This is a genomic window from Bradyrhizobium sp. LB13.1, from assembly GCF_054056815.1.
In genome coordinates this window covers 5,397,276-5,419,784 of record NZ_JBSRYQ010000001.1, presented here as the reverse complement: position 1 = coordinate 5,419,784, position 22,509 = coordinate 5,397,276, and the positions used below count along the sequence as shown (strand labels likewise).

Here is a 22,509-nt window from a genome sequence, read left to right as displayed (position 1 = left end):
GGTCCAAGGTCATTGGCTCACTTCGACGAGACTGCTCGGCTCAAGTTGGTTTGTGCGCGCCTCTGTCGGTCGCGGTCGTTTGGGTCTTCTTGCCATTTGCTTGGATAAAATGGACGCCAGCCGTGGTTCCGTCGATCCAGACCAGCTCGCAGCGTCGATAGGCCAGTCCCGTCGACGAGAGCAGCATGAAGAACTCCTTGGCCGAGAGAACATCGAGCGACCCTTCGACTTCGATCTTGGCGCCGGTGTTCGAGATATCGAGCAAGACGCAGCTTCGCCGCCAGGTGCCGTCGGAGCCCATCAGGTTCACGGGCTGTCTGTTGTCCATGCGCACTCGAGACGCCTTGCGACCGTCGAATTTCAATGGTTTCCTGCCGATCTTGCAGTGCGACCGTGGGCGCCCGCGGAGATTTCTCCCCAACGAACGGACCATTGGCTGGTCGAGAGATGAAGCGTTTCGAACAGCACCTGTGCTCGTGCGCGTTCGCCTGGTGAAAGCCCCGCGCCGCGAGTGTTGAGGACCGCCAGCGTGGTCTGCCAGTTCAAGCGCGATGCCCGGCACGCCATAACCAGGCCTTCGTAACTGGACTCTGCCATAACCTGCTCGATGGCCTCAATCGGTGCTCCCGACAGCACCGACAACGCCGTGAACAGGTTGGCTGTCTCACGCCGGATCGCGAACCGATTGACAGTCGAGTCGCTCAGCTTTCCGGTCCGATTGAGGGATATGATCTCCGGCCTCGCAGCGGCGTACTCAGTGTCGTAAGGTCGCTTCGCTGTCGCTAATACTTGCGAGGAAGCGTTTGCGTTGGAAGCCTTATTCGCTGGCCGTGGCGATGCCGACAGCAGCTCCCGAACCACCATGTCCGGGGTGTCTGGCCTCAGCGTCAGCGCTTTCGTGATCTCGTCGTCCTCCACAGCCCTACGGACCAAGTTGGCATAGGCCGCGCCTGAGAATTCAGCGCCCGGATTGCTGATGACGGCCAGACAAGTCTTGCTGCTGCCGCGCTGCAATATTGCCTCAGTCACTGGGCTTTCGATCCTGCGCCGGCCAGCAATGGCGAGAAGGTGATCCTCGCTGCCGGACGTCGCGATCGCCACGAGATCAGCCGGCGATAGGGCGGGAGATTTCATAAGGATCGGGACTGCGATCGCCGGATCGCCGCACGAGGCGAGACGTCGCAGGGTCTTCATCGGAGCAGTACCCAGCTCGGCGAGCGTCGTGCTGAGCTCGGCGAGCGTTCCCGGCGCAATCCGCTGGGCTAAGCGAATTAGAACGTCGTCAAGCAGGCCGACCTGCGGCTCTTGCAATCGGTTATTACCGTCGACGAGCAGCTCGGTGGTGCGCCAGAGCATGCGCGCGCAACGTTCGGATGAGCTCCTCGCGATGGTGGCATCCAACTCAGTAATGAGATCGGCCGCAGAAATTGCCCTCATTGGCTGGCCCAAATTCATTTTAATATCGTCACGTCAAATCAAACATATTACGCGCTGAAGTTGTTAAGATTCCTTTATATGCCAAACCGTGACATACGAGAGGCTGTTATAATTCAACTGAACGGCGCTCCGCGGCGTATTAAAGTACCTGCTATCTGACGCTGCGGCCTGCGCGTGGACGACTGCCCAACCTGTAACGCATTCCTTGGGATGATAGCTGCCACAACTTGCGTGAATGCGGTCCAGCTTTGGACAGCCGCTAAAGTTCGGCATTTTGGCCTTCAGGACGAAGAAAAGCTTATGCGGGCAAGCGGTAGCGTCGTTCAGCGACATTGCAGCTGACATCGGCCAAAGCAGACGCGCTCATCGCCAGTCGCGAACGTCCGCTACGGGTCACAGGCGGACTTCCGCGCCGACTTGACCTGGGGTCGGCTTATCTCCTGAAGGCAGACATAGCGGCTGTGTTAGCGGAGGTCGGCAACGGGCCAGAACCGGACCTTCGTTGCTGGCGTTCTCGCGGATCACAAGTAACGCACAGTATGCCGAACGCTCAAACGACCGCTGTTTCTTAGCATAGGCCCAGACCTTCTAGCTCGACGGCTTCCGCAGGATCGCGGACGTGATCATGGGCCGCACCGTTTGTACCGATGCTGAATCCCGTACTGGCCGTCGGTGCGGTATTGTGCGATGAATTTGCGCCACTGACCGCCGAGTGCGCCGTATAGTGGTTTCGAGGCTCTGACTAAGCTGGGCGGCCAGCCCAGAACCCGTCACAGAGGGAACGTTCCCGAAGACCGGAGGGAGCACCATGAAAGCACTACTGTCCATTCCCTTAGCCGCAGCTCTTACGTGCGCTACGCTATCCGCGGGAGCCGGAGAGCCACTCAAACAGCAGCTTGTAGGCACTTGGAGCGTCGTTTCATTCGTAAACGTCAAGGAAAGGACCGGGAAAACGACCGAAGTATTTGGTTCCGATCCGAAAGGATATTTCATGTTCGATGCAGCAGATCACTTCTCAATCAATCTCCTGCGTCCGAGACGACCAAAATTTGCTCGCCGCGACTTTCCGAGTGCCGGGGAAAGCAAAGCCGCTCTGGAGGGGCTAATCGCGATGTTTGGCGACTACAAGGTCAATGAATCTGAACATTCAATATCCTTACATATTATCGGCGGTAGCTTTCCCGCGTGGGACAATTCGAATCAGAAGCGTTTCATCGCGATCAACGGCGATGAGCTCACGTATAAGAATCCTACGCCGGCATCCGGTGGGGGTACGGCTGTGGTGACACTGAAGCGCGCGACAAGCGCAACCCAGTGATCTTTTGGGCGATCCGTCGCCGAGCCGCCGGTTTGATAACTCGACCCCGCGACCGGCAAGCCTCGTTATCCCAATGTGATCCAGTGAGTGGGTCCGCACACGATGTCCGCATGGGGTCACAAGCCGCCGATCACGGCCAAGGTGGGAGACTTCCGCTTTGCGTTGGTAGGCCGACGTTTATGAGTACACGTCGTAGCTTCACGGCTTCCGTCGCCGCTTCCCCGCTGGGTTCCTCAACAGCGGGCGCATGACTTCGATGCTGGTGATGCTGTTTTCAAATCCGGGCGGCAGCGGCATCTATTCGGGCGCGGCATCGTTGCAGGCCGGGCAGGGGTCGCCTGCGCCGTCGCAGCCGCAGGCCTTTGGCCCGAACCCTGCGTCGTGAAGATGGAACAGAACCATCGAGGCTTTGGTTAGGGAAGTGAGGAGTAACGCCATGAGTAAGGCTTTTCGCAAGGCAGTCACCGATCCCCCCGTGATCACAGTTGGCGAGCTCATCGATGAACTCTGTCGACTGCCGGATACAGCAGTCGTTAGCTTCCACTGCCCCATGCTGGAACATGAGCTTACATTTTACAGCCTTCGGAAGCGGTCCAAGGACCTCGTAGAAATTCAAATCAATGCGTATCCGGGGAGCCTCCCTGTTGTACCAAGGGCCGACGCTGCTTGAACCTGCGGCGGCTTGACGCGGAAGGGCGCAAGATCGCCCAGCGCCTGTGCCACGTCCGCCTGTGCATCCTTGAGCCATCGCCAATTACCAGCGCCGCATCCGGCTCGCGGTCGCAAGACGGCGTTATCGCGCAGTGGTACTCTCTAACAGGGGCCGGAAACGGAGAAGATCGATGGCAACAAGCGTCAAGCAAATGCTCGAAGCTGCCAACGCCGGAGTTCCGAAGATTACGCCGGAACAAGCTACCGAAATGATTGCGACTGGCAATACCCTCATCTTGGACGTTCGCGATGCACCCGAAGTGGCCGCTAGCGGGAAGATTGCTGGTGCCGTGAATGTGTCGCGAGGCATGTTGGAATTTCGAGCAGACCCGGAATCGCCGTACCACGACAAGAATTTCGACACTAATAAAACCGTTATTCTCTATTGCGCTTCGGGCGGTCGATCAGCTCTCGCTGGTAAGGTGCTCAAGGATATGGGGTATGAAAAGGTATATAACGTTGGCGGCTTTAAGGATTGGACAGGCGCGGTAGAGAAATGAAATCTGACCATCCTCCAGAAAATTGCCGGTGGCTTGCGAGCACGCGTGGCTGCACCATTGTGATGCAGCCACGATGCCAGCTAAGACACCGCTCTCGATCTGGACCCTCCACGACACGGCATGGGCGTCGCCAGCGAGGTTGTGCGATGTTCGTCTCACCGTCCAGTCCGCGGCGCAGTGGCCGGGGGCGACACGGGGCCGGCATTCTTTGCTTACTCCGACAACTATCTGATCGACGTGAAGTTCGGTGTCACCGTCGATCAGATGCTGCGCGCCTGGTTAAAGCTTTCCAGAAATTATGCCTATTACCGCGCGCTTCGCTTGCTGGTTGAACGAGGTGCCGGCAGCGAAAGGCAAGCTGGAGGGATTTTGACGGCCCGGCGTGGCGGAGGTCTTCTGGGAGCGGCCGCGCGACAGCGGAGTTCGGATCGAACCCATCGTCCGCGCCGATCTGGATGCGGCTTCGGAGACAGGAGCGCGCTTCCCGGACGAGAGCTTTTCCTCGTCAACCGGCCGAGTCTTGCACGGCTGGAGCGCATAGGGATCACGCGAGCTGCGACCTTCAACCTGGGCTTCGCAGCGTACCGATCCCGCCCGGTCGCAACCGACCCTTCCAGATACTTAGTGGTGCCACAGCGAAGTCGTCAAGGCGCTCAGACAAGCGCTTCTTGAACGCCGGCCCGTTCACGTAAGCCGTGACGGCAAGTGCCAGACGGTCTGCCCCCTACATTCTGGGCCACGCCACCACGTCAGCGACGTTGTTCTATCGGACCGTTCCGATTGTGTCCGAAGTCACCGGCCGGGTTGCGGAGGTTCACGTCGATGTCAGCGCCGACGTAAAGCAAGGCGGCGTGCTTTTCAGGCTCGACAGCGCCAAGCAGGAAGCGTCGCTCCTAACGGCCAAGCGCAAGCAAGCCGATATCATGAAGGCGGAAGGCCAGCTTCAGGAGGCAAAAGGCTCGTTGCAGCAGGCGCAGGACGAGCTGGATACCAAAACTGAATAGCAAAAGCGCAACCCCGGCATCGTTCCGCAGCGCGACATCGAAAAGCTCGGTGTGGCCGTCGCGGGTCGCCAGGGCTCTCTCGATGCCGCGACCGCTGCCAAGCAATCTGCGGCGACGCGCCTGAGCGCTCTGCTGCCGGCGGAGAAGGCAAGCGCAGAGGCGTCTCTGGCCGAAGCGCAAGTCGACCTGGATAAAACCTCTATTCGCGCCGGTGTCGATGGGCGTATCGAGCAGTCGGGCTGAGGCCGGGTGATATCGTCAATCCCATGATTCGGTCGGCCGGCGTTCTGATTCCGGAGGGCGCTGGACGCCGTGCTCTCATGGCTGGCTTTGGGCAGATCGAGGCTCAGGTCATGAAGGTCGGAATGGTGGCCGAAGCCACCTGCATCTCCAAGCCGTGGACGATCATCCCGACAGTGGTGACCAGTGTGCAGGACTACATCGCGGCGGGGCAGTTCAGGGGCGGCGAACAACTGATCGAGGCGCAGCAGGTCGCGCGGCCCGGCACCATTCTCGTTTTCATGGAGCCGATCTACAAGGGCGGGCTCGAGGGCGTGACACCCGGCAGCAGTTGCATCGCAAACGCCTACACCAGCAATCACGATGTGATTGAGGCAAAAGAGACCAGCGCCCTCAAGCGCTTGCGCTACACCGGGTCGATGCCACCGGCATCGTGCACGCAATGCTGCTACGCATTCAGGCGCTCGTGCTGCCTGTCAAGAGATTGGTGCTGAGCGGCCATTGAGGGCGTTTTAAGAAGCTGCTCGATGAGCAGCCGCGATCAAGAAATGTCCTTCGATACTGCTTCTGGCCCAGGCCGTGTCACAGCCAGGGTCCAAAGCTGATTCATTCCGAGCGTCGGCAGGACCCCGCTTTCTGCCCGAAAACGGTAAGCGCAGCGTGATTGCCTAAGAATTGCAGCCGGCCCGCATCGTGTGCCGCCACCAGCTTCTCCAGGAACAGCCGGCGGAACAGGCGCGAGAGCACGCGCACCGGCAGGAAGAAGCCGGAGCGGCACGCCACCCAGCGCTCGCCATCGAGCGAGATGCCGCCCGGTACGATCATGTGGACGTGCGGGTGATGGGTCATGGCCGAGCCCCAGCTGTGCAGCACGGAGGTGATGCCGATGCGGGCGCCCAGATGCTTTGGATCGGCGGCGATCGTGGTCAGCGTTTCGGCCGAGGCCTTGAACAGCAGGTCGTAGATGACGGCCTTGTTTTGGTAGGCGATGTCGGCGATGCCCGCCGGCAGCGTGAACACGACATGGAAGTACAGCACGGGCAGCAGATCGGCCTCGCGCTCGGCGAGCCATTGCTTCGCCGCGGCGCCCTGGCACTTCGGGCAATGCCGATTGCGACAAGCGTTGTAGGCGATCTGGGTGTGGACACAATCCTCGTATCGCTCGACATGTCCCCCGAGCGATGCCGTGCGGCAGCTCTCGATGGCTGACATGACCTTGAGCTGGCCGAGGCTCACATGGCCGGCGTTGGCTTGACGCCATGCCGGTCCACGGTCGCGGAGAATATCCGCGACCTCCAGCGCTGGGCGCGGCACGCGAGCCGCACGTCAGGCGGGTGGCTCGGCCTCCTTGAGCTTGCCTATGATGTGATCGAGCAGGCTCATGATCTCGCGGATCGTCTTGGTGGCGCGGCGGGTGTAGAGCGCCGTGGTATCGAGCTTGGCGTGGCCGAGCAGCACCTGGATCACTATGATATCGATGTTCTGTTCCAGAAGGTGGGTGGCAAAGTTGTGCCGGAGTGTGTGCGGAGATACCCGCTTGTCGATCCCGGCCATGTGGGCAGCCGCATGGCAGGCGCGATTGAACTGGCGCGTGGTAAGAGGACTGACTGGCATCGGCGCAGGTGGTAGTGGCCGTATCGTTGCGGGCTTTGATATCAGCACAACGGGTTTGCGGCCCGGAAGTCCAAAGAACGCATCCTCTCGGAATGGCCAGCAGCACTATGCCGCCTTGACGCTATCTTCATCAAGCGGCCCCGCGATGATCGGCAGAGGATGCGTACCGCGTTCATGGAAGTGGGACGCCGCTGTGCGGTCGATAGCCAGGCTGAGAAGTTCCGGTCGACTGTAGTGGCCGCGCGAGTCCATCATCTGCTTGCGGCGATCGATCATCGAGAAATCGAGATCGGCAATCACGTGGCCTTCGCCGGATCGCAAGGGTTTCACCGATCAATTCACCTTCGGGTGAAATAATTGCAGTGAAGCAGCCGCCGGAAATCGGGCCAATGCTGCATCCGGTGTCCTTCATGATCTGCGCTTGCTGTTCGCCATCAAGCCACGCTGTTGCGTTGACGACGAAACAGCCCGCTTCAAGGGCGTGTTGGCGGATATTCACTTGTGTCTGCTCGGCGAAGCGATCACCGGCGAACGAACCCGGGTACATGGCTGAATGGATTTGCTCGCCGTCAGCCATAAGGGCATAGCGCGCCAGCGGATTGTAGTGCTCCCAGCATGCCAGCTGGCCGACACGGCCGACGGCGCTATCCACTGCGCGCAGCCCGGAACCATCGCCCTGGCCCCAAATCATGCGCTCATGGAAAGTGGGACTGATCTTGCGCCGGCGCTGGATCAAGGTGCCGTCTGCGTCGAACAACAATTGCGTGTTGTAGAGCGTGCCGCCGTCGCGTTCGTTGACGCCTATCGACACCACCATCGTGGCCTGCCTCGCAGCCTCGCCGATGGCTTCTGTGGTGGCTGAGGGTACCGCTATGGCCTGATCGAGCAGCCTGAGGTGCTCCTTGCCTGTCCTGATCTCGAAGGGCGTCTGCACAAACGAGAAATAGGGATAGTATGGCACCACTGTTTCCGGAAACGTCGCGAACTGGACCCCCAGCCTGGCGAGCTCGGCGACCTTTCGGATTACTCTTTGCACTGTTCCTTCCCGGCTGTAGAGCACGGGGCTGATCTGTACGGCAGCGGCCTTGACGACCGTCATGTTGTTTCTCCGAGAACTGTGATTGAAATCGACGGCCGTCGGCCGCTCACACAGCTTGCCGAAACGCCACCGCTGAAGTGCATGCGAAACGGAGAAAGAACTCCTGTATCGCTTGATCGGTGGTGGCCCGGGCTATGGCCAATGCATCAGCACCAAGGGCGGACCCCTCGACGGAGAAGAACGTCAGATCATGCAGCCCGATGCTGCCGAGGATAGCTTTAAGATATGGCGTGAGAAAATCGGGCTGATGCGTGCGCTCGCCGGAAAATCGCCCGCCCGAGGACACTGCGACAAAGACCGGCCGGTCGTGCAGCGCCCCCACTTTTCCTTGGGCAGTCACGTCGAAAGTTCGACGGACCCGAACGACGTGATCAATCCACGCCTTGAGAGCGGCTGGCACGGTGAAGTTATGCATTGGAGTTGCGATGACCACGCAGTCGGCGCTCTCCAACTCTTGGATCAACTCTTCGGACCGCGACATCGAGCCCTCGGCAAATAGTTCCGCGCACGATCGCTCGGTCCCACCGAGAGCAGTTGCGTAACGCTCATCGAGATCGGCGATGGCGTCGCTGATGGCTCGAATGATGACGGTTGCCGCGGGCTCGCTATCCAGCAAATTGCCGATGATTTTCTGAGATAGCCTGTAACTCTCCGATGCCTGCCCCCGGGGGCTGCAAATCAAATGCAGTATCTTCTCCATTGACTATCCGATCGCTGCTGTTTGAACTCGGATCATGAACGATAAGCAATGGAGGCCTGCATCCAAGGACCATGAAGGAGCTTTGCGACTGGTCCATGATATGCCCCCGCGCTGGGCTAGACTGCTGGAGTCCTGCGAGAACTGGAGACCCATCCGAACCGTTGTGGCATAGTGGTTTCCTTCATGGAAAAGATCGGATCGGGCCATGTCTGCCGCCACGCCTGGAAGGATCTCTCCGCTGGATCCGACGGCGACCGAGCCATTCTACCGCCAGATTTACGAACGGTTCCGGGACGCGATCGCCAATGGAATGTTGAAGCCCGGCGACCGCATTCCTTCGGCGAGGGCACTGACCGAGGAATTGGGACTCGCCAGAGGTACCATCGAAACCGCTTATTCCTTGCTGGCCGCGGAGGGGTTAATCGAGGCACGCGGCCAGGCAGGCACCATTGTAAGCCCGGACCTCAAGCCGCGTACGCTCATGGCAAGCCCAGCGCCGCCTTTGGACTTCGCTCCGGACGCTCTCATAGTTTTCGTCCCGATACGATCTTACCCTTTCAGATGGGCTTGCCTGCCCTGGATGCGTTTCCAAGAAAGATTTGGGCGCGCCTTACCGCGCGCCGTGCGCGCGCCATGCAGCCTTCCGATATGATCCATCCTCCTGTCCAAGGCTTACCTTTGCTGCGCGCGGAAGTCGCCAGATACCTTCAGGTCTCGCGCGGCATCAACTGCACTGCATCGCAGGTGTTCATCACCTCGGGGTATCGCCAAACTGTCGAGCTGATCGGCAACGCCCTGCTCAAGGCGGGCGATCGCGTCTGGCTCGAAGACCCCGGATACCCGCCGACGCGAGAGATATGCAAGTATATGCATGTTGAAAGCGTCTTGGTCCCTGTCGATGGGCAGGGCATGGTTGTTTCCGACGCGGTCAAGCTGGCGCCCCTGGCGCGCGCAGCGGTAGTCACGCCTGCGCATCAGAGCCCGCTCGGCATGTCCTTGTCGTTACCCCGACGTCTTGCGCTACTGGATTGGGCCGCGCGAAACAAGGCGTGGATCATCGAAGACGATTACGATGGCGAATACCGCTATGTCAGCCGCCCGCTCCCTGCGTTGAAGAACCTCGACCGCGATGGGCGGGTGCTCTATGCGGGCACGTTCAGCAAGGTGCTCTTTCCGGGTATGCGGCTTGCCTATCTCGTAGTGCCGGAAGAGCAAGTCGAGCTGTTTGAGCAGGTCACTGAAAGCCTTTCGGCTGGCTGCCCCGGGCTCACGCAATCCATCGTCACTGCATTCATTAGCGAAGGACATTTTGCCCGCCATATCCAGCGAATGCGGAAACTCTATGCCGAGCGCCGGGAAGCGACCGCGGCTGGCCTGGAAAGCGTGCTCGGAAAATATGTGCGCATAGACTTGCAGCCCGGGGGCATGCACCTGATCTTGCGTCTGCGAGGCAATCGTTCAGACCGCCGGCTGGTTGCAAGCATGCGGAAGCAGAAGCTTTACGCCGAGGCGCTCACGGACTGGACGGCGCGCAACGATGGTGCCTCAGCCCTACTTTTGAGTTTCACGAATATTGATTCTCAGCGTACAGCCGAAAATCTCGGAGGGCGCATTTTGAAAATGATGTGACAGCCGCTTGAGAGGGACCTCTGGACCAGGAAAATGATGGTCTAGCAACGGAGGCCGATCATGGACCTTCTTGGATAGCCCAAGATGCGAGACGATCGAATCTCTCAACCAGATGAGGATTCAATCATGAACAAGCGCATCGATTACGCCAAGGCGTCGCCGGAAGGCTTCAAGGCTTTTGGAGGTGTCTACGTCCATCTTCAGAAGAGCGGCCTTCCAAAGCAACTGGTCGATCTCGTGTATCTACGGGTTTCTCAGATCAACGGCTGTGCCTACTGCATCGACATGCACTCCCGCGATCTGCTCAAGTCTGGCGTCGCCGTCGACAAGCTCGTGCTGGTTCCTGTGTGGCGCGACGCGGGTGAGATCTTCAGTGCGCGCGAACGCTGTGCGCTGGCCTGGACGGAGACCGTGACGCTAGTGGCGGAAACCGGGGTTCCGGAGGCCGATTATGAGGCCGCGACGAGTGCATTCAGCGACAAGGAATTGGCTGACCTCACCTATGCCATCGGCTTGATGAACGCATTCAATCGATTTGGAATCTCATTCCGCTCGATTCCCCGCGCCGTCAGCGAGTCCTGAGGGACCCCCAGTGAGCAAACATGTAGCGCATGGACATCCGTCCATGCGCATCCTGCCCCCTTACAAACGCCGCCCAGCCGTAGTGCCTGGCGATCGCGGATGGATCGCCGCCATGGAATGGATAATGTTAACCGCCGCTGGCTTCCTCGAGATCGGATTCGCCTTTGGCATGAAGTGGTCCGCAGGTTTCACGCGGCTGCTACCCGCGCTGTTTGCGGCCGCCACCGGCTTATCAAGTGTCGTTCTTCTCTCATTGGCACTCCGCACACTTCCAGTCGGCACGGGGTACGCCGTCTGGACCGGCATCGGTGCCGCAGGTACTGCTGTTCTAGGTATCGCAGTGCTCGGCGACTCCGCGTCGCCGGCGCGGTTGTTTTGCATTGCTTTGATTGTGGCAGGGGTGATTGGGTTAAAGCTTGTCTCCGCAAACTGAGACGCCGCTGAAGCCGGTGGTGACAATCTTCGTGAGGCAGCAAGCCCTTTGTCCGCCTCGGGTCAATCGCGTCGGTTTGCCCGTGAGGCGATGACTTCCGGTCTAGCCGGACAAGCGGACGTGGTCAGATCGGACAGGCATGTCTCGAACTGAACGAGCGACATCGCCTTGGCGCTCACGCGTCGGCCCGCAAGAGCGACCTTATTTCGCTTGCGGGCTAGTTCGAGACGCAGCTTCGAGATCGAGGTGCCGATCTGAGCGAACGCGGCGTCAATCTCGCTCGGCGTGGTCAACATGAAAAAGTTGGCCGAGCCGCTCGCGCATTTGGGCAGCACGGGCGACACGCCGGTGCCGTCATCAAGCTGAACGGCGTAGATCGTGGTGTTCTTGGCCTTGACCGCGGCGCACAGCGTCTCCATCCGCGTATCGATCTTTCCGCGCTCCGTCGAGGACGTGCTCATGGAGCCGTCGCCGTTCCAGCGGTTGACTGTGTTCTGTCCGTCGGTGAACAGGATGATCACGTGCTGGTACTGGTTGTTGACGTCCTCGGCCGGGGCGTTCAGCGGCGACTGGCGCAGCAGCGACAGCCAGCCCCAGTGCAGCCCGATGGTCTGATTGGTGCCGCCGTTCGCCACCATCGCCTCGATGGTGCTCTTGACGGTGCTGAAGGTGCTTGTCAGCGCCAGCATCTTGGCCGGGCAGTACGGTCCTGATCCGCGACGAACTGGGTGGTCAGCGATGAGGGGGCCGCGTCGGAGACGTCGTAGCTCTAGTCGCGGTCGGTGACGCAGCCGTTCCAGTTCGAAGTCGAAGGAGAACCGACGGAGTGGCTCCAGGTGTACCCGTGCCCCTTGCACATCGCCCTCGTGTACCAGGAGCTTCTTCCGGAACTGCAGTAGGAGTTGCCGGAGGCATCCTCCGATCTTGGATCCCAGAAGTCCCAGCGCAGCCAGTTGGCGCTGGCCTTATCGGTACCGACGTTTACGGCGCTCGCGAAGGGCACGACGGAGAACATGACGTCGCCGGGGGTCTTGGCGAGCGCCCCGAGCTTGTCGACGAGGTTCTTGGACGCGGTCTTCAGGTTCGAGAGCTTGGTGCCGCTCATCGAACCGGTATTGTCCAGCACCAGCGCGATGCGCAGCAGGTTGCTGCCCCAGGTCGAAGTCGAGGAGACGCCGAATCCTAGGGTCGGGAAGCCGGCGATCTGCATGAACTGGGACTTGATCGCGCCCGAGGCAGTCATCGCCACCGTCGATCCCTTCCCGCCGCTGTTGGCGGTGTAGGTCGCCGCCGCCTGGACGCTCTGCACGTCGGTCTCGGTGTACAGTGCGGCGAAGTAGGCCGGCCCCGCCGTGGGAATCTGGTCGGTCGTGATCTTGCCGTCCGACAGGTTCTTGGCGACCATCAGCGAGGCCGAATCGAGCGCGCCCTGCATCGCGGTGCGAGCCCGGCTTGCCCGGCTATAGTCGATCGCGGCGCCGACGAATGACAGGATCGGCAGCAGGGCGATGGCGAAGATCACGGCGATGTTGCCGCGCTCGTCGCCGGCGAAGCGGCCTGATAAGGTGGCGGCGGAACGCGGAATCGAGGTCATGGGAATTCCTTTGCAAGAATTCCTTGAGCCAGAGCCCCACAATTGCCCTTAAGCAATCCTCGAGAATGCCAGCGAAACGCCCTTCTTCATCGTGCCGCGGCGGAGAGTCCGGAATTCCTAGACACTTTAGGTTCCCGATGCTGCTTTGGCGCGCGCGAACTGGACATTTGCTGTCACTGTGGCACAGGACTGAAGCGACCATGCCGCCCCGGGATTGCGGAGGCCATTTGGTTTAAGTTATGCCGCCATCGCGGGTTGTTCCAGCAGGGCGGAGTAGCGTTGCGCGGCTTCGGGCCGTCCGCGGCGGCTATGGCGGATGGCGAATCCGAGTCTCGACGAGGTCTGCGCCATCATCGTACTCTTCGTGTACGGATTGGTGGCTGGTCGAAGCGTCGGACCATCTAAGCTGGGCCGTAACCTGCTCAAGGTATTTATTGTCGAAAGGCTTGAGGAGGTCGCCGGCGAAAACGGCTTCAGCAGGAAAGTCGCGTCGCTTATGCACCAAAGCGCCGCCGGACATCAGACAATGCTCAACTCTGGGTACCGGCCTCTCGCATATCGAGCAACCTCGCACCCGACCCCCAAGCTCGTGATCGTGATTGCGCAATCAGATCGAGATGATCGTGAATCCTTCTTCGATGCTACGACGTATTATGCGGCCAGCGGCGCAGGAACGTAGAAAGCCGAAGGGTGTTGCCGATCACCCATTCCATTCCGCGCTGGCGACGTCATCGTGCGGACCGTCCCGAGGCACCGCACATGGCTCTAGCAGTCTGCTGAAAAACCGCCTCGCCAGGGAGGGGACTTGATGATTCACTTTATCATCTCGAATCGGCGGAGACGATCATGCGCGGCAGGTTTACGGATCAGGGCGGCCTGTTTTCGTACATCGCGCCGGATAAACGTGTGCCAGCGAACCATCCGCTGCGGAAGGTCCGGGAACTTGTCCGGGATGTTTTGAGTGATTTGAACCGCAGCCTTGGAAAGCTATACGCCAGCGAGGGACGTCCTTCGATCCCTCCGGAGCAATTGCTGAGCGCCTTGCTGCTGCAGGTGTTCTACGGCATCCGCTCGGAACGCCAGCTGATGGAGCAACTGGACTACAATCTTTTGTATCGCTGGTTCGTGGGACTGTCGCCGGACGATCCGGTCTGGGACCCGACCACCTTTACCAAGAACCGGGAGCGGCTGCAGAACGGCGATCTGTTCACGAAGTTCATGACCAGGCTTCTGAACCATTCTCAGGTCCAGCCGCTATTGTCGGACGAGCATTTTTCGGTGGACGGAACGCTGATCGAAGCCTGGGCTTCGCAGAAGAGTTTTCGCCCCAAGGACGGCAGCGGCGACGATGATGACGGCGCCAACTTCCATGGCCAGAAACGCAAGAACGACACCCATGCGAGCACCAGTGACCCGGACAGCAGGCTTTATCGCAAGGCGGCCGGACGGGAGGCCAAGCTTTGCTATATGGGCCACGCCACCATGGAGAACCGGCATGGGCTGGCGGTGGCCGGCAGGGTCACGCATGCCAATGGCACCGCCGAACGCCGGGCTGCGGAGGTCATGCTGAAGGCGAGACGCAAAGCCGCAGGTCGCCGCATCACGGCTGGTGAGGACAAGGCGTACGATACGGCCGATCATGTCGCCAATCTTCGCGCCATCGGCGTGACGCCGCATGTGACACAGAACCAGGCCATCACCAAAACCGGCAAGAACCGTAACAGCGCGATCGACGAACGAACCACGCGGCATCCGGGATACGGCATGTCGCAATCGCGCCGGGCGATGGTCGAGTGCATTTTCGGATGGGGCAAGCAGCATGGCACCATGCGCAAGACCAAACATCGGGGCATCGCTCGCGTCGCCGCCGACTTCCTGCTTAATCTGATCGCCTATAACCTGATCCGAATTCCCAAACTGCTCGCCGCATAGCCACCCCGCGCCGGGGCACACTCAATAACAAGCTCGAAATTACATCCAACTCTACCGCGCCGCTCCAAAAACGACCGGCGGAAAAATGAAAATTCTCCATTTCAAGGTTTTTCAGCAGACTGCTAGAGCGCACAAGTTCTCCATCGTTTTTGTCTGATTTCCAGACCGCGCTCCGGCGACGGCCCGCGGTCGCGATGGTCGCGGGCGCAGCGGCTCTTCTGGCGGCGACGGCGCTCGTAAACCGGTATTTCGCGCGCAAGGCGGAACGCGAGAATCCGCCGCAGGGCAGATTTATCGATATCGACGGCGTTCGGCTCCACTACATGGAACGCGGTAGCGGCCGTCCGCTTGTCCTTTTTCACGGCAATGGGAGCATGATCCAGGATTTTCAATCGAGCGGCCTGATCGACCTCGCTGCCAAGGATTACAGGGTAGTCGCGTTCGACCGCCCGGGCTTTGGCCACAGCTCGCGACCCCGCAGTATCGTTTGGGGACCGGACGAACAGGCGGACTTATTCCAAAAGGCTCTCGAGCGACTCGGCATCCGGGGAGCGATTGTGCTCGGGCATTCTTGGGCAGCCTCGGTGGCGATTGCCTTGGCCATAAGGCACCCCTCGTTCGTCGAAGCGCTGGTGTTGGCGTCCGGATACTACTTTCCGAATCCCAGGGTCGATCTGGCCACGCCGTCCGTGCCTGCGGTACCGGGGCTTGGGGACATCGTCAGTAACACAATCTCGCCGCTCGTCGCCCGACTGATGTGGCCCGGACTCATGCGCAAGATATTCGGACCGCAAAGCGTCCCGGAGAAGTTCGCCGGCTTTCCAGTCGAGATGGCTGTTCGGCCGTCTCAACTCCGCGCCCAGCGCTGAAGAAGCCGCAATGATGGTCCCCATCGCCCTTGCAGCTTCAAAAACCTACAGCGAACTCACAGTGCCGACCGTCATAATCGCGGGTGAGGACGACCGCTTGATCGAATTCGAGCAATCCGCGCGATTGCGTGACAAGGTCGAGCAGAGCAGGTTGCGACGTATCGCCGGAGCAGGGCATATGATCCAGCAGTCCGCAACCTCGGACTTGATGGCGGCTATCGAAGAGGCGGCATCTATGTCCGCCAAGGGCGAGCGCGATCCAGCACATGTCAATCGCTAAGCGGCTGGGCATTCCGGGCAGGTATCGCCGATCGCGTTGATCGCCCAGCCTCGCAGCGTCTGTACCGCCGGCCGTCGTTCCTTCGTCATAAGCATCCAGATCACTCCTGCGAGGACGAGTCCTTCTGCCCACCTGCTCGTTCCGAGCGGTTAGCACGGAGCAGGGATTCGCCATCGAGAGCGCCAGGGCTTGTCCATCTGTTCCCGCCGCGCCTGTGCAGAACGCTACCTTCCCGCCGCGGGGTCTTCCTTCGAGCCGCGGGCGACGATTCTGAGCGCCCCGTCCGGAAGCGGCCGCTGCAGCTTCAGGGCCTCGTCCGGAGGAGCCGTCATCCAGGTCTCGACTTCGTCGGGCGTCGTCAGGATCACGGGCATCGCCTTCGGGTGCACGGCGCCGACCTCGACGTTCGGCTCGGTCGTCAGGAACGCGTAAAGATCGTTGGTGGTCTCGCCCTCCTTGACCTTCCGGACCGACGTCCAGTTGGTCCAGATGCCGGCGAAGCAGGCGAGCGGACGGGTCTCGTCGAGCGCGAACCAGACGTCGCCGCCTTCGGCTTTGTTGAACTCGCTGAACGAGTTGAACGGCACCGCGCAGCGGTGCTCCGGACCCAGCCACCGCGTCCAATGTTTGCTCTTCACGTTGCGGATGTTGGTCGTGCCGGAATCCGGCTCCATCCGCAGAAATTCCTTGAAATCGACGGTCTTACCCTTCGCTTGCAGCTTCTCGGCACGCTTCTTGGTGGCATCCATCAGCGCCTTCGACGACGACGGCATGCCCCAGCGCGCAGTCGCGAACTCGCGGCCGTCGGCGCCGGTCCGGACGATCGGCGCCGTGTAGTCCGGAAACACCCCGGGCATCGGCGCGAGGTTGCCGACGTAGCGGTTGACGACCCGGAATAGCGCGCTGATCGCGGCTTGGTTGGTGGTGATCGAATAGAGATTACACATTCAGGTCTCCGGATCCGGATGGCGACCGCGCTGTGCCAACTGCAGCAGTGTCGCCGATGGGCGGCGGTTGGCCTTGGCGCACTTGCTGCAGCGGAGCCGGCCGGCCAGGTCGTGGACGAAGGTCGTCGGAGGGTGGGAAAGTTCGGCGAGCTCGACGTTCCGCCGCGTCTTGCAGCGCGAGCACTCGATCTTCAGCCAGCTATAGCCGCCGTTCACGGCCTGGTCGACAGTCGGCGAGGGGGCGATCGGCTCGCCGTCGGCCCACAGGCGCTCGTTCCAGCTTTCGCACAGCAGCTTGTCCGCGGTCCGGATCAGTGCCTCGCCCCTGGCTCTGGCATCGGCGGCCTGCGTCGCAAGGATCGTGGTCATGGCCCGGGCGCGGCCGAGCTCCTTGTTGAGGGCCTTGCGGTCGCCTCCGGAGAGGGGCGTCGGGTGATACTTCGGCGCCATCGCCCGGGCTCCGGACCCGTCAGGTATCGAACGACGGCCAGCAGCCGTCTTCCTCATGGCGCCCAGTCCGCTGAGTGCAGATGTTGTCCAAGAGGCGCTGTCCGACGTCCCTCCAGACCGCGTCCGGACCGTACAGCCGGGCGGCATCGGCCTTCTGGATCTCGACGGTCCGGCCGCAGCGCCGGCAGCCCACTCTCAGTAAATGCTGGGGAATTTGGTCCAGCCGCAGCATCCGTCCGGACGCGCCCGCGCTCAGACGGCGAGCCTCGACGCCCCCGTCCTCCATGAGCGCCTGCCAGTATTCCGGCGGCAGATCGTCCCCCGGCCCCGGTCCGCCGGGGGGAGGGGCCTTCCTGCTGACGGCAGCGGCCATTTTTTCCATCTGCTTAGGTGTGGGCATGCGCCAGCTCGCGGGGCGGTCGTTCATGCTTGGCATTAGAACATATCAAGAACAGGAGAGTCGAGTCCGGCTCTCGAAAAATCACACAGACGGTCGACCGGTGATGTCGGAACCATGGTCGGCCGATCGTCTTGAATCCACCCGCCGCCCTGTTCGGAGTACCGCGTTGATGGCCCCTCGCGCCAACTGGAAAGGCTTCCTGCGTCTTTCGCTCGTCACCTGTCCCGGCGCGCTGTACCCGGCGACGTCGGGAGAGCGAGAAGATCTCGTTCAACCAGCTAAATCGGCAGACCGGTCATCGGATCAAGTATCTCAAGGTCGACGCCGACACCGGCGACGAGGTGCCCAACGAGGACGTCGTTAAGGGTTACCAGCTTGAGAAGGACTAGTTCATCGAGGTCACCAAGGAAGAGCTGGAGGGGATCGCGCTGGAGTCCACAAGGACAATCGAGATCGACGAGTTCGTCGACAAGTCCGACATCGATCCTCGCTACCTGATCCGGCCCTACTACATCAGACCGGACGGCAAGGTCGGCCACGATGCCCTCGCCGTGATCCGCGAGACCATCCGCGAGATGGACAAGGTCGCGATAGGGCGCGTGGTGCTGACCAACCGCGAGCACATCATCGCGCTCGAGCCGATGGATAAGGGACTCGTCGGCACTCTGCTGCGCTATCCGTACGAGGTGCGCAGCGAGCACGAGTATTTCGATGAGATCCAGGACGTGAAGGTCACAAAGGACATGCTCGATCTCGCCAGGCACATCGTGAACCAGAAGGCCGGCAACTTCGAGCCGGAAAAGTTCGAGGACCACTACGATGGCGCTGATCGACCTCATCAACCAGAAGCGCGCCGGCAAGCCGATCACCCCGAAGGGTCGTCCGCGCGGCGAGAACGTCGTCGATTTGATGGACGCCTTGCGCAAGAGCGTCGGCGGCACAGCTGCGGAGAGCAAGGCAGCGAAAAAGCCGGCAAAGAAAGCGAAGAAGGCGACGGCTGGCCAGAAGGAGTTGCTGATGCCGATCGCCGGGAAGAAGCTCGCGAAGGAAGCGGCGAACAAGCCGGCGGCCGGTCGCCAGCGGAAGTCGGCGTGATCCGTTGACTCCTGACGGCCGATATTTCGTCGTCCGCGGACGCCTTTGGCACATGGCAAACCCGGCCCTCGGAGAGCAGGAGAGATCTGACCTGGTGCGGCGGCTTATGAGCGTGAGGCGGGCGGTGGCGATGCCAAGGCGCGCAAGAATATTGAAGCGGAAGAAACGGCTCGTCGGGCGGTCGAAGAGGCGAAGCGAGCCATCGGCGAGCGCGGCGCGATCTGGTGGAAGCACGGCGCGCCCGACCTCAGCCGCCACACGATCAAGAACTCGCCGTATACCGGATGGTACGCCAAGCTTCCGCGCTCGCGCCAGTGAGCACTCACACCTCAGGTCCAGCTGATTTTCGCGTTGCTGCTCCCAGCAGATCACGGACGAGCACAGTTTTGAGCGTTAGCTGGTGCGGATCGGTAGCATCCTCGCATCGTTGGCGCGTGTAGGGCGAAGGTTGACAGCCGGTGGCCGAGAGATAGGCGTATCCGCTAGACTCTTCGAAACCGGACATGGCCAGCTCGCCCTAGCTAGTCGGCTACGGGCCAACACCAGACTCATGCAGCGCGGCGGGCCTTCTATTCAATCACCTCGTCGGCCCGTACCAGCAACAATGGCGGAACGGTGAGACCGAGCGCCTTGGCCGTCTTCATGTTGATGATGAGGACGAACTTTGTTGGCCTCTCTACCGGGAGGTCCATAGGTTTGGCGCCCTTGAGGATCTTGTCTACATAGTCGCCAGCGCGGCGGAATAGATCGGCTGTATCTGCCCCGTATACCGATAATCCTCCATTGGCATAATGTCGAAATAAATAATTTGCTGGCAGGTGATACTTAGCCGCGAGCGCGATGATCCGCTGTGCCTGGGCATAAGTGAGGGCATCGCCAAAATCAATGATCGCATCGGCGCGTTGGGCGACGGCCGAGGCAAAGGCAAGGTCGAGTTCTTCTGGCGTGGTCGCCGGAACGAGAGGCAGAGCCACGCCGAGGTTCCGGGCTATGCGGGGGATCTCTTCCGCGAAGTACAGCCTTTGCAGCGGATTGTCGGGGTTGACCAAAACAGCGATTTTGGATGCGCCGGGAACAAGTTCTCGAAGAATTTCGAGGCGTTTTGCAAAGAAGTCATCGGGAACATTGGTCGTCACGCCCGTAATGTTGCCACCTGGCCGCGACAGGCTTTGTACGAGGCCGAGGTGCACGGGATCAGCGACACCCACGAACACAACGGGAATAATGGCGGTCGCAGATTTGAGCGCTATGGCTGCTTGCGGTCCCGGGGCAATCAGGATGTCGGGGCCGAGCGCCATCAGCTCGGCGACGGAATCGGTTAATCGATCTGCGGGTTGAGAAAACCGATATTCGATGGCCAGGTTTTTTCCCTCTATCCAACCTAGGCTTCGCAGCGCATCAAGGAACGCAAGCTCGGCTTGATTGAGGGCCTTCCCGCTTCCATCGCCGATGGCGAGGAAGCCGAGACGACGACGTTTACCCTGCCCGTGCGAAGGGCGTGGCGAAATGAACAGCGCTGCAGTTCCTGCAATGAACTCTCGCCGCTCCATTCCATCCTCTTAGCTGTCTGAGGACGACGACCAAACGACTATACCACCTGTTGACCATCGGTGCAGGTCACTTTCTGACCTCGACTGCTAACGCCCTCACTTCCGCAATGGGTCAAAATGCGAAGAACTCAACCTGAGCAAATCTTGTCTGCCATGCCTCGGTAAGCGGACCTCAGTGAGGTGCGCCGCCACTTCCGTGGTGGGCCACAAGCCGACATCCCGGTGCCGCGGCTGACACAGATAGCTCGCGTTCGCCGTTTATGTCCGCTACCTGGCGCAGCTGACCGACGACGGGCGGAAGTCCTCTGCGATCCAGTGGCGTGTCGCCGTGATCCGGAGCGCACGCGATATACGGGCGTCCAAGCGGCCTGCTTATCGGTTCCGCATAAGTCACCTTGCCGCGCGGTCAAAAAGCGCGCGACGATGGGTAGCATTGTTTTTCTGATCGTAAAGGTTCGTCTTTTTAGAGAGTGGATTTTATCGATCGTGGGTGCGCTCTCGCGAGAGGCAAGCATATGATTGAGCTTTGGGACAAATGGTCCGGGACCCTGGCGTCCGTCGAGACGCTTGCAGCCGTCGTTATTATTGCCGTGGTGGCGGCCGGCGCTATTACGCTGATCGAGACTCGGCGGCATAGGACAAAACATTGATCGGGGAGACGTCGGAAAACGGTGCATCTAGGCCAGAGTAGTTCAGTAATTTGCGGCGCTGGAAGACACTCCTATGCAGGAGGACAAAATGATCGCTTCTCATGCAAGTTGGACAAACAGGAATGCTCCTTGGCGGGACACATTCTGCATATTCGCGCTGTTGAGCATCCTGGTCGCAGCTCCCGCATTCTTGATGATGTACTTCCTGGATATCCAACTCGTCTTGCCTGCGCTCAGCATTCTGCTTTTCTTGGACGCGATCGTCACAGCGCTCTTTGCTCGGGCAACTTCAGAAAATGAAACGTTAGAAAATGTAACGCTTTGGGATATTGCCGGTGCATTCACCATGATGGGCTGCGCTGCGGCGATTCTTGGCGAACCGGATCAAGTGGCACTGTTTTTCGAGCAACCGGTCGAACAACATCCGGGCACGCCGGCTGTGGGAGACAGTCACCAGGCCCCCTGACAGCCGGCGACGTCGAACTAGAGTTGAGTTAGAGCGGCCCCGTTTTGTCTGCGGCACGGGACTGCGACACGCATCGGCGAACCGATTAGACACATACCAACCACCAAAAATCCGCGCTGAGAGCGGGCCATTTCTCCCGGCACGGGGGAGTGCGACGCGTGTTGGATTTCTCAGATGTCTTGAACGTATTGTTGCAGGTCGTTCTGATCGACCTTGTGCTCGCTGGCGATAACGCCATCGTCGTCGGACTTGCCGCAGCGGGACTTCCGCAGGCGCAACGAGTCAAGGCGATTTTGATCGGAATCGTTGCGGCGACGATACTGCGCATGCTGTTTGCCGGGTTAGCGACGCAAATCCTCCAAATCGTCGGCCTCCTGCTCGCTGGCGGGATCCTGCTGTTGTGGGTGTGTTGGAATATGTGGCGAGAGTTGCGCGCATCCTCCACAAATCCTATGGGTGCGAAGGAGACTGCTGGAGCAATTGCAGGAAACAAGCCCCGCAAGACACTCGTCCAAGCGAGTTGGCAGATTATTGCGGCCGACATTTCCATGTCGGTTGACAATGTCCTGGCCGTCGCAGGGGCGGCACGAGAGCATCCAGTGGTCATGATTTTCGGGTTGGGGCTTTCCATTGCGATGATGGGCGTGGCCGCTTCTCTTATTGCGCGCCTTCTGCAAAATCATCGATGGATTGCTTACGTCGGCCTGGCCGTCATTCTCTACGTTGCAGTCGAGATGATCTTTCGCGGAACATTGGATATCATGAAGGTAGCGTCGATATGACATGACATACCGCTGCTTGGTGGCCTGCGTCTGTTCCGGTCCCCTCATAGGAAGCACTTCCGCTTTGGGTCAAAGGCGGCGGTCGGCCCCCGAGTGGGACGAATTCCGTTCTACTCGTGCTCCGGACATGTCGCTGCGGTGTGCCAACCAACGCGATAAGCCAAAACCACCGTTCGAATGTGAAAGCAAGGAGCAGCGCGCGCACCACATACAACAGAGCTTGGTTG

At 60.3% G+C, this 22,509-nt stretch carries 21 protein-coding genes and 5 pseudogenes; 14 read left to right on the top strand and 12 right to left on the bottom strand.

Going from position 1 to position 22,509, the window contains the following annotated elements; all coding sequences use genetic code 11:
• Window positions 1–40: 40 nt before the first annotated feature.
• Complete coding sequence (locus ACVWYI_RS26245; protein WP_354070209.1) at window positions 41–364, bottom strand: PilZ domain-containing protein; 324 nt, start codon at window positions 362–364, stop codon at window positions 41–43.
• Window positions 361–1,437: a DUF2336 domain-containing protein gene (locus ACVWYI_RS26240; protein WP_354070247.1), complete on the bottom strand. Its 1,077-nt coding sequence runs from the start codon at window positions 1,435–1,437 to the stop codon at window positions 361–363. Before ACVWYI_RS26240 ends, ACVWYI_RS26245 begins: the two co-directional genes overlap by 4 nt.
• 808 nt (window positions 1,438–2,245) lie before the next feature.
• Here ACVWYI_RS26240 and ACVWYI_RS26235 point away from each other — a divergent pair.
• The 4 genes and pseudogenes from ACVWYI_RS26235 to ACVWYI_RS26220 form a co-directional block, all read left to right on the top strand.
• A complete protein-coding gene (locus tag ACVWYI_RS26235; RefSeq protein ID WP_456663581.1) occupies window positions 2,246–2,755 on the top strand; it encodes a lipocalin-like domain-containing protein in 510 nt (169 codons plus the stop codon).
• A 247-nt stretch (window positions 2,756–3,002) separates the two neighbouring features.
• Window positions 3,003–3,140: a hypothetical protein gene (locus ACVWYI_RS26230; protein WP_354070205.1), complete on the top strand. Its 138-nt coding sequence runs from the start codon at window positions 3,003–3,005 to the stop codon at window positions 3,138–3,140.
• A 457-nt stretch (window positions 3,141–3,597) separates the two neighbouring features.
• Complete coding sequence (locus tag ACVWYI_RS26225) at window positions 3,598–3,966, top strand: rhodanese-like domain-containing protein (protein WP_354070203.1); 369 nt, start codon at window positions 3,598–3,600, stop codon at window positions 3,964–3,966.
• A gap of 740 nt (window positions 3,967–4,706) precedes the next feature.
• Window positions 4,707–5,715 (top strand): annotated as a pseudogene (locus tag ACVWYI_RS26220) (HlyD family secretion protein); the annotation flags it as partial.
• Between the two features lie 104 nt (window positions 5,716–5,819).
• On the opposite strand, the pseudogene ACVWYI_RS26215 reads toward ACVWYI_RS26220, so the two are convergent.
• The 4 genes and pseudogenes from ACVWYI_RS26215 to ACVWYI_RS26200 form a co-directional block, all read right to left on the bottom strand.
• Window positions 5,820–6,524: pseudogene (locus ACVWYI_RS26215) on the bottom strand (IS91 family transposase); the annotation flags it as partial.
• Between the two features lie 12 nt (window positions 6,525–6,536).
• Window positions 6,537–6,872 (bottom strand): tyrosine-type recombinase/integrase, encoded by a 336-nt coding sequence (locus ACVWYI_RS26210; protein WP_456663580.1) that lies wholly within the window; start codon window positions 6,870–6,872, stop codon window positions 6,537–6,539.
• 57 nt (window positions 6,873–6,929) lie between these two features.
• Window positions 6,930–7,923: pseudogene (locus ACVWYI_RS26205) on the bottom strand (nitrilase-related carbon-nitrogen hydrolase).
• A gap of 46 nt (window positions 7,924–7,969) precedes the next feature.
• A complete protein-coding gene (locus ACVWYI_RS26200; RefSeq protein ID WP_354070201.1) occupies window positions 7,970–8,623 on the bottom strand; it encodes an FMN-dependent NADH-azoreductase in 654 nt (217 codons plus the stop codon).
• A 205-nt stretch (window positions 8,624–8,828) separates the two neighbouring features.
• Between ACVWYI_RS26200 and ACVWYI_RS26195 the strand changes: the two genes are divergently transcribed.
• The 4 genes from ACVWYI_RS26195 (at window position 8,829) to ACVWYI_RS26180 (ending at window position 11,267) form a co-directional block, all read left to right on the top strand.
• A complete protein-coding gene (locus tag ACVWYI_RS26195; RefSeq protein WP_456663579.1) occupies window positions 8,829–9,275 on the top strand; it encodes a GntR family transcriptional regulator in 447 nt (148 codons plus the stop codon).
• Entirely contained in the window at window positions 9,185–10,252 is a 1,068-nt protein-coding gene (gene pdxR, locus ACVWYI_RS26190; protein ID WP_456663578.1) for a MocR-like pyridoxine biosynthesis transcription factor PdxR, read from the top strand. The genes ACVWYI_RS26195 and pdxR overlap by 91 nt, the downstream gene beginning before the upstream one ends.
• Before the next feature lie 126 nt (window positions 10,253–10,378).
• Window positions 10,379–10,834: a carboxymuconolactone decarboxylase family protein gene (locus ACVWYI_RS26185; RefSeq protein ID WP_354070197.1), complete on the top strand. Its 456-nt coding sequence runs from the start codon at window positions 10,379–10,381 to the stop codon at window positions 10,832–10,834.
• Between the two features lie 112 nt (window positions 10,835–10,946).
• Entirely contained in the window at window positions 10,947–11,267 is a 321-nt protein-coding gene (locus ACVWYI_RS26180) for a DMT family transporter (RefSeq protein WP_354070245.1), read from the top strand.
• Between the two features lie 62 nt (window positions 11,268–11,329).
• Here the strand turns inward: ACVWYI_RS26180 and ACVWYI_RS26175 are convergent, their stop codons facing one another.
• Window positions 11,330–11,956 (bottom strand): vWA domain-containing protein, encoded by a 627-nt coding sequence (locus ACVWYI_RS26175; protein ID WP_354070195.1) that lies wholly within the window; start codon window positions 11,954–11,956, stop codon window positions 11,330–11,332.
• Window positions 11,957–12,036: 80 nt separating this feature from the next.
• The gene (locus tag ACVWYI_RS26170; protein WP_456663577.1) at window positions 12,037–12,861 is read right to left on the bottom strand and encodes a pilus assembly protein TadG-related protein; all 825 of its coding nucleotides are present in this window, start codon (window positions 12,859–12,861) and stop codon (window positions 12,037–12,039) included.
• A 316-nt stretch (window positions 12,862–13,177) separates the two neighbouring features.
• Between ACVWYI_RS26170 and ACVWYI_RS26165 the strand changes: the two genes are divergently transcribed.
• The 3 genes and pseudogenes from ACVWYI_RS26165 (at window position 13,178) to ACVWYI_RS26155 (ending at window position 15,942) form a co-directional block, all read left to right on the top strand.
• Window positions 13,178–13,540, top strand: a complete 363-nt coding sequence (locus tag ACVWYI_RS26165; protein WP_354070191.1) for a hypothetical protein — start codon at window positions 13,178–13,180, stop codon at window positions 13,538–13,540.
• A gap of 167 nt (window positions 13,541–13,707) precedes the next feature.
• Window positions 13,708–14,793, top strand: coding sequence for an IS5 family transposase (locus tag ACVWYI_RS26160; RefSeq protein ID WP_456663576.1), 1,086 nt, complete (start codon window positions 13,708–13,710; stop codon window positions 14,791–14,793).
• Between the two features lie 218 nt (window positions 14,794–15,011).
• Window positions 15,012–15,942: pseudogene (locus tag ACVWYI_RS26155) on the top strand (alpha/beta fold hydrolase).
• A 224-nt stretch (window positions 15,943–16,166) separates the two neighbouring features.
• Here ACVWYI_RS26155 and ACVWYI_RS26150 read toward each other — a convergent pair.
• The 3 genes from ACVWYI_RS26150 to ACVWYI_RS26140 are packed head-to-tail and all read right to left on the bottom strand — an operon-like array spanning window position 16,167 to window position 17,766.
• On the bottom strand, window positions 16,167–16,889 hold the full coding sequence (locus ACVWYI_RS26150; protein WP_354069709.1) for an SOS response-associated peptidase: 723 nt from the start codon (window positions 16,887–16,889) through the stop codon (window positions 16,167–16,169).
• Window positions 16,890–17,339 (bottom strand): hypothetical protein, encoded by a 450-nt coding sequence (locus tag ACVWYI_RS26145; RefSeq protein WP_354069707.1) that lies wholly within the window; start codon window positions 17,337–17,339, stop codon window positions 16,890–16,892.
• Window positions 17,340–17,358: 19 nt separating this feature from the next.
• Complete coding sequence (locus ACVWYI_RS26140) at window positions 17,359–17,766, bottom strand: hypothetical protein (protein WP_247342461.1); 408 nt, start codon at window positions 17,764–17,766, stop codon at window positions 17,359–17,361.
• A gap of 142 nt (window positions 17,767–17,908) precedes the next feature.
• Here ACVWYI_RS26140 and ku point away from each other — a divergent pair.
• Window positions 17,909–18,834: pseudogene (ku, locus tag ACVWYI_RS26135) on the top strand (non-homologous end joining protein Ku).
• Window positions 18,835–19,403: 569 nt separating this feature from the next.
• Here ku and ACVWYI_RS26130 read toward each other — a convergent pair.
• Window positions 19,404–20,384 carry an ABC transporter substrate-binding protein gene (locus tag ACVWYI_RS26130; RefSeq protein ID WP_354069705.1) on the bottom strand — a complete coding sequence of 327 codons (981 nt, stop codon included), beginning with the start codon at window positions 20,382–20,384 and terminating at the stop codon, window positions 19,404–19,406.
• A gap of 738 nt (window positions 20,385–21,122) precedes the next feature.
• Between ACVWYI_RS26130 and ACVWYI_RS26125 the strand changes: the two genes are divergently transcribed.
• The gene (locus ACVWYI_RS26125) at window positions 21,123–21,500 is read left to right on the top strand and encodes a hypothetical protein (protein WP_354069703.1); all 378 of its coding nucleotides are present in this window, start codon (window positions 21,123–21,125) and stop codon (window positions 21,498–21,500) included.
• A gap of 158 nt (window positions 21,501–21,658) precedes the next feature.
• Window positions 21,659–22,282 carry a YjbE family putative metal transport protein gene (locus ACVWYI_RS26120; protein WP_247347543.1) on the top strand — a complete coding sequence of 208 codons (624 nt, stop codon included), beginning with the start codon at window positions 21,659–21,661 and terminating at the stop codon, window positions 22,280–22,282.
• The last annotated feature ends 227 nt before the right edge of the window (window positions 22,283–22,509 follow it).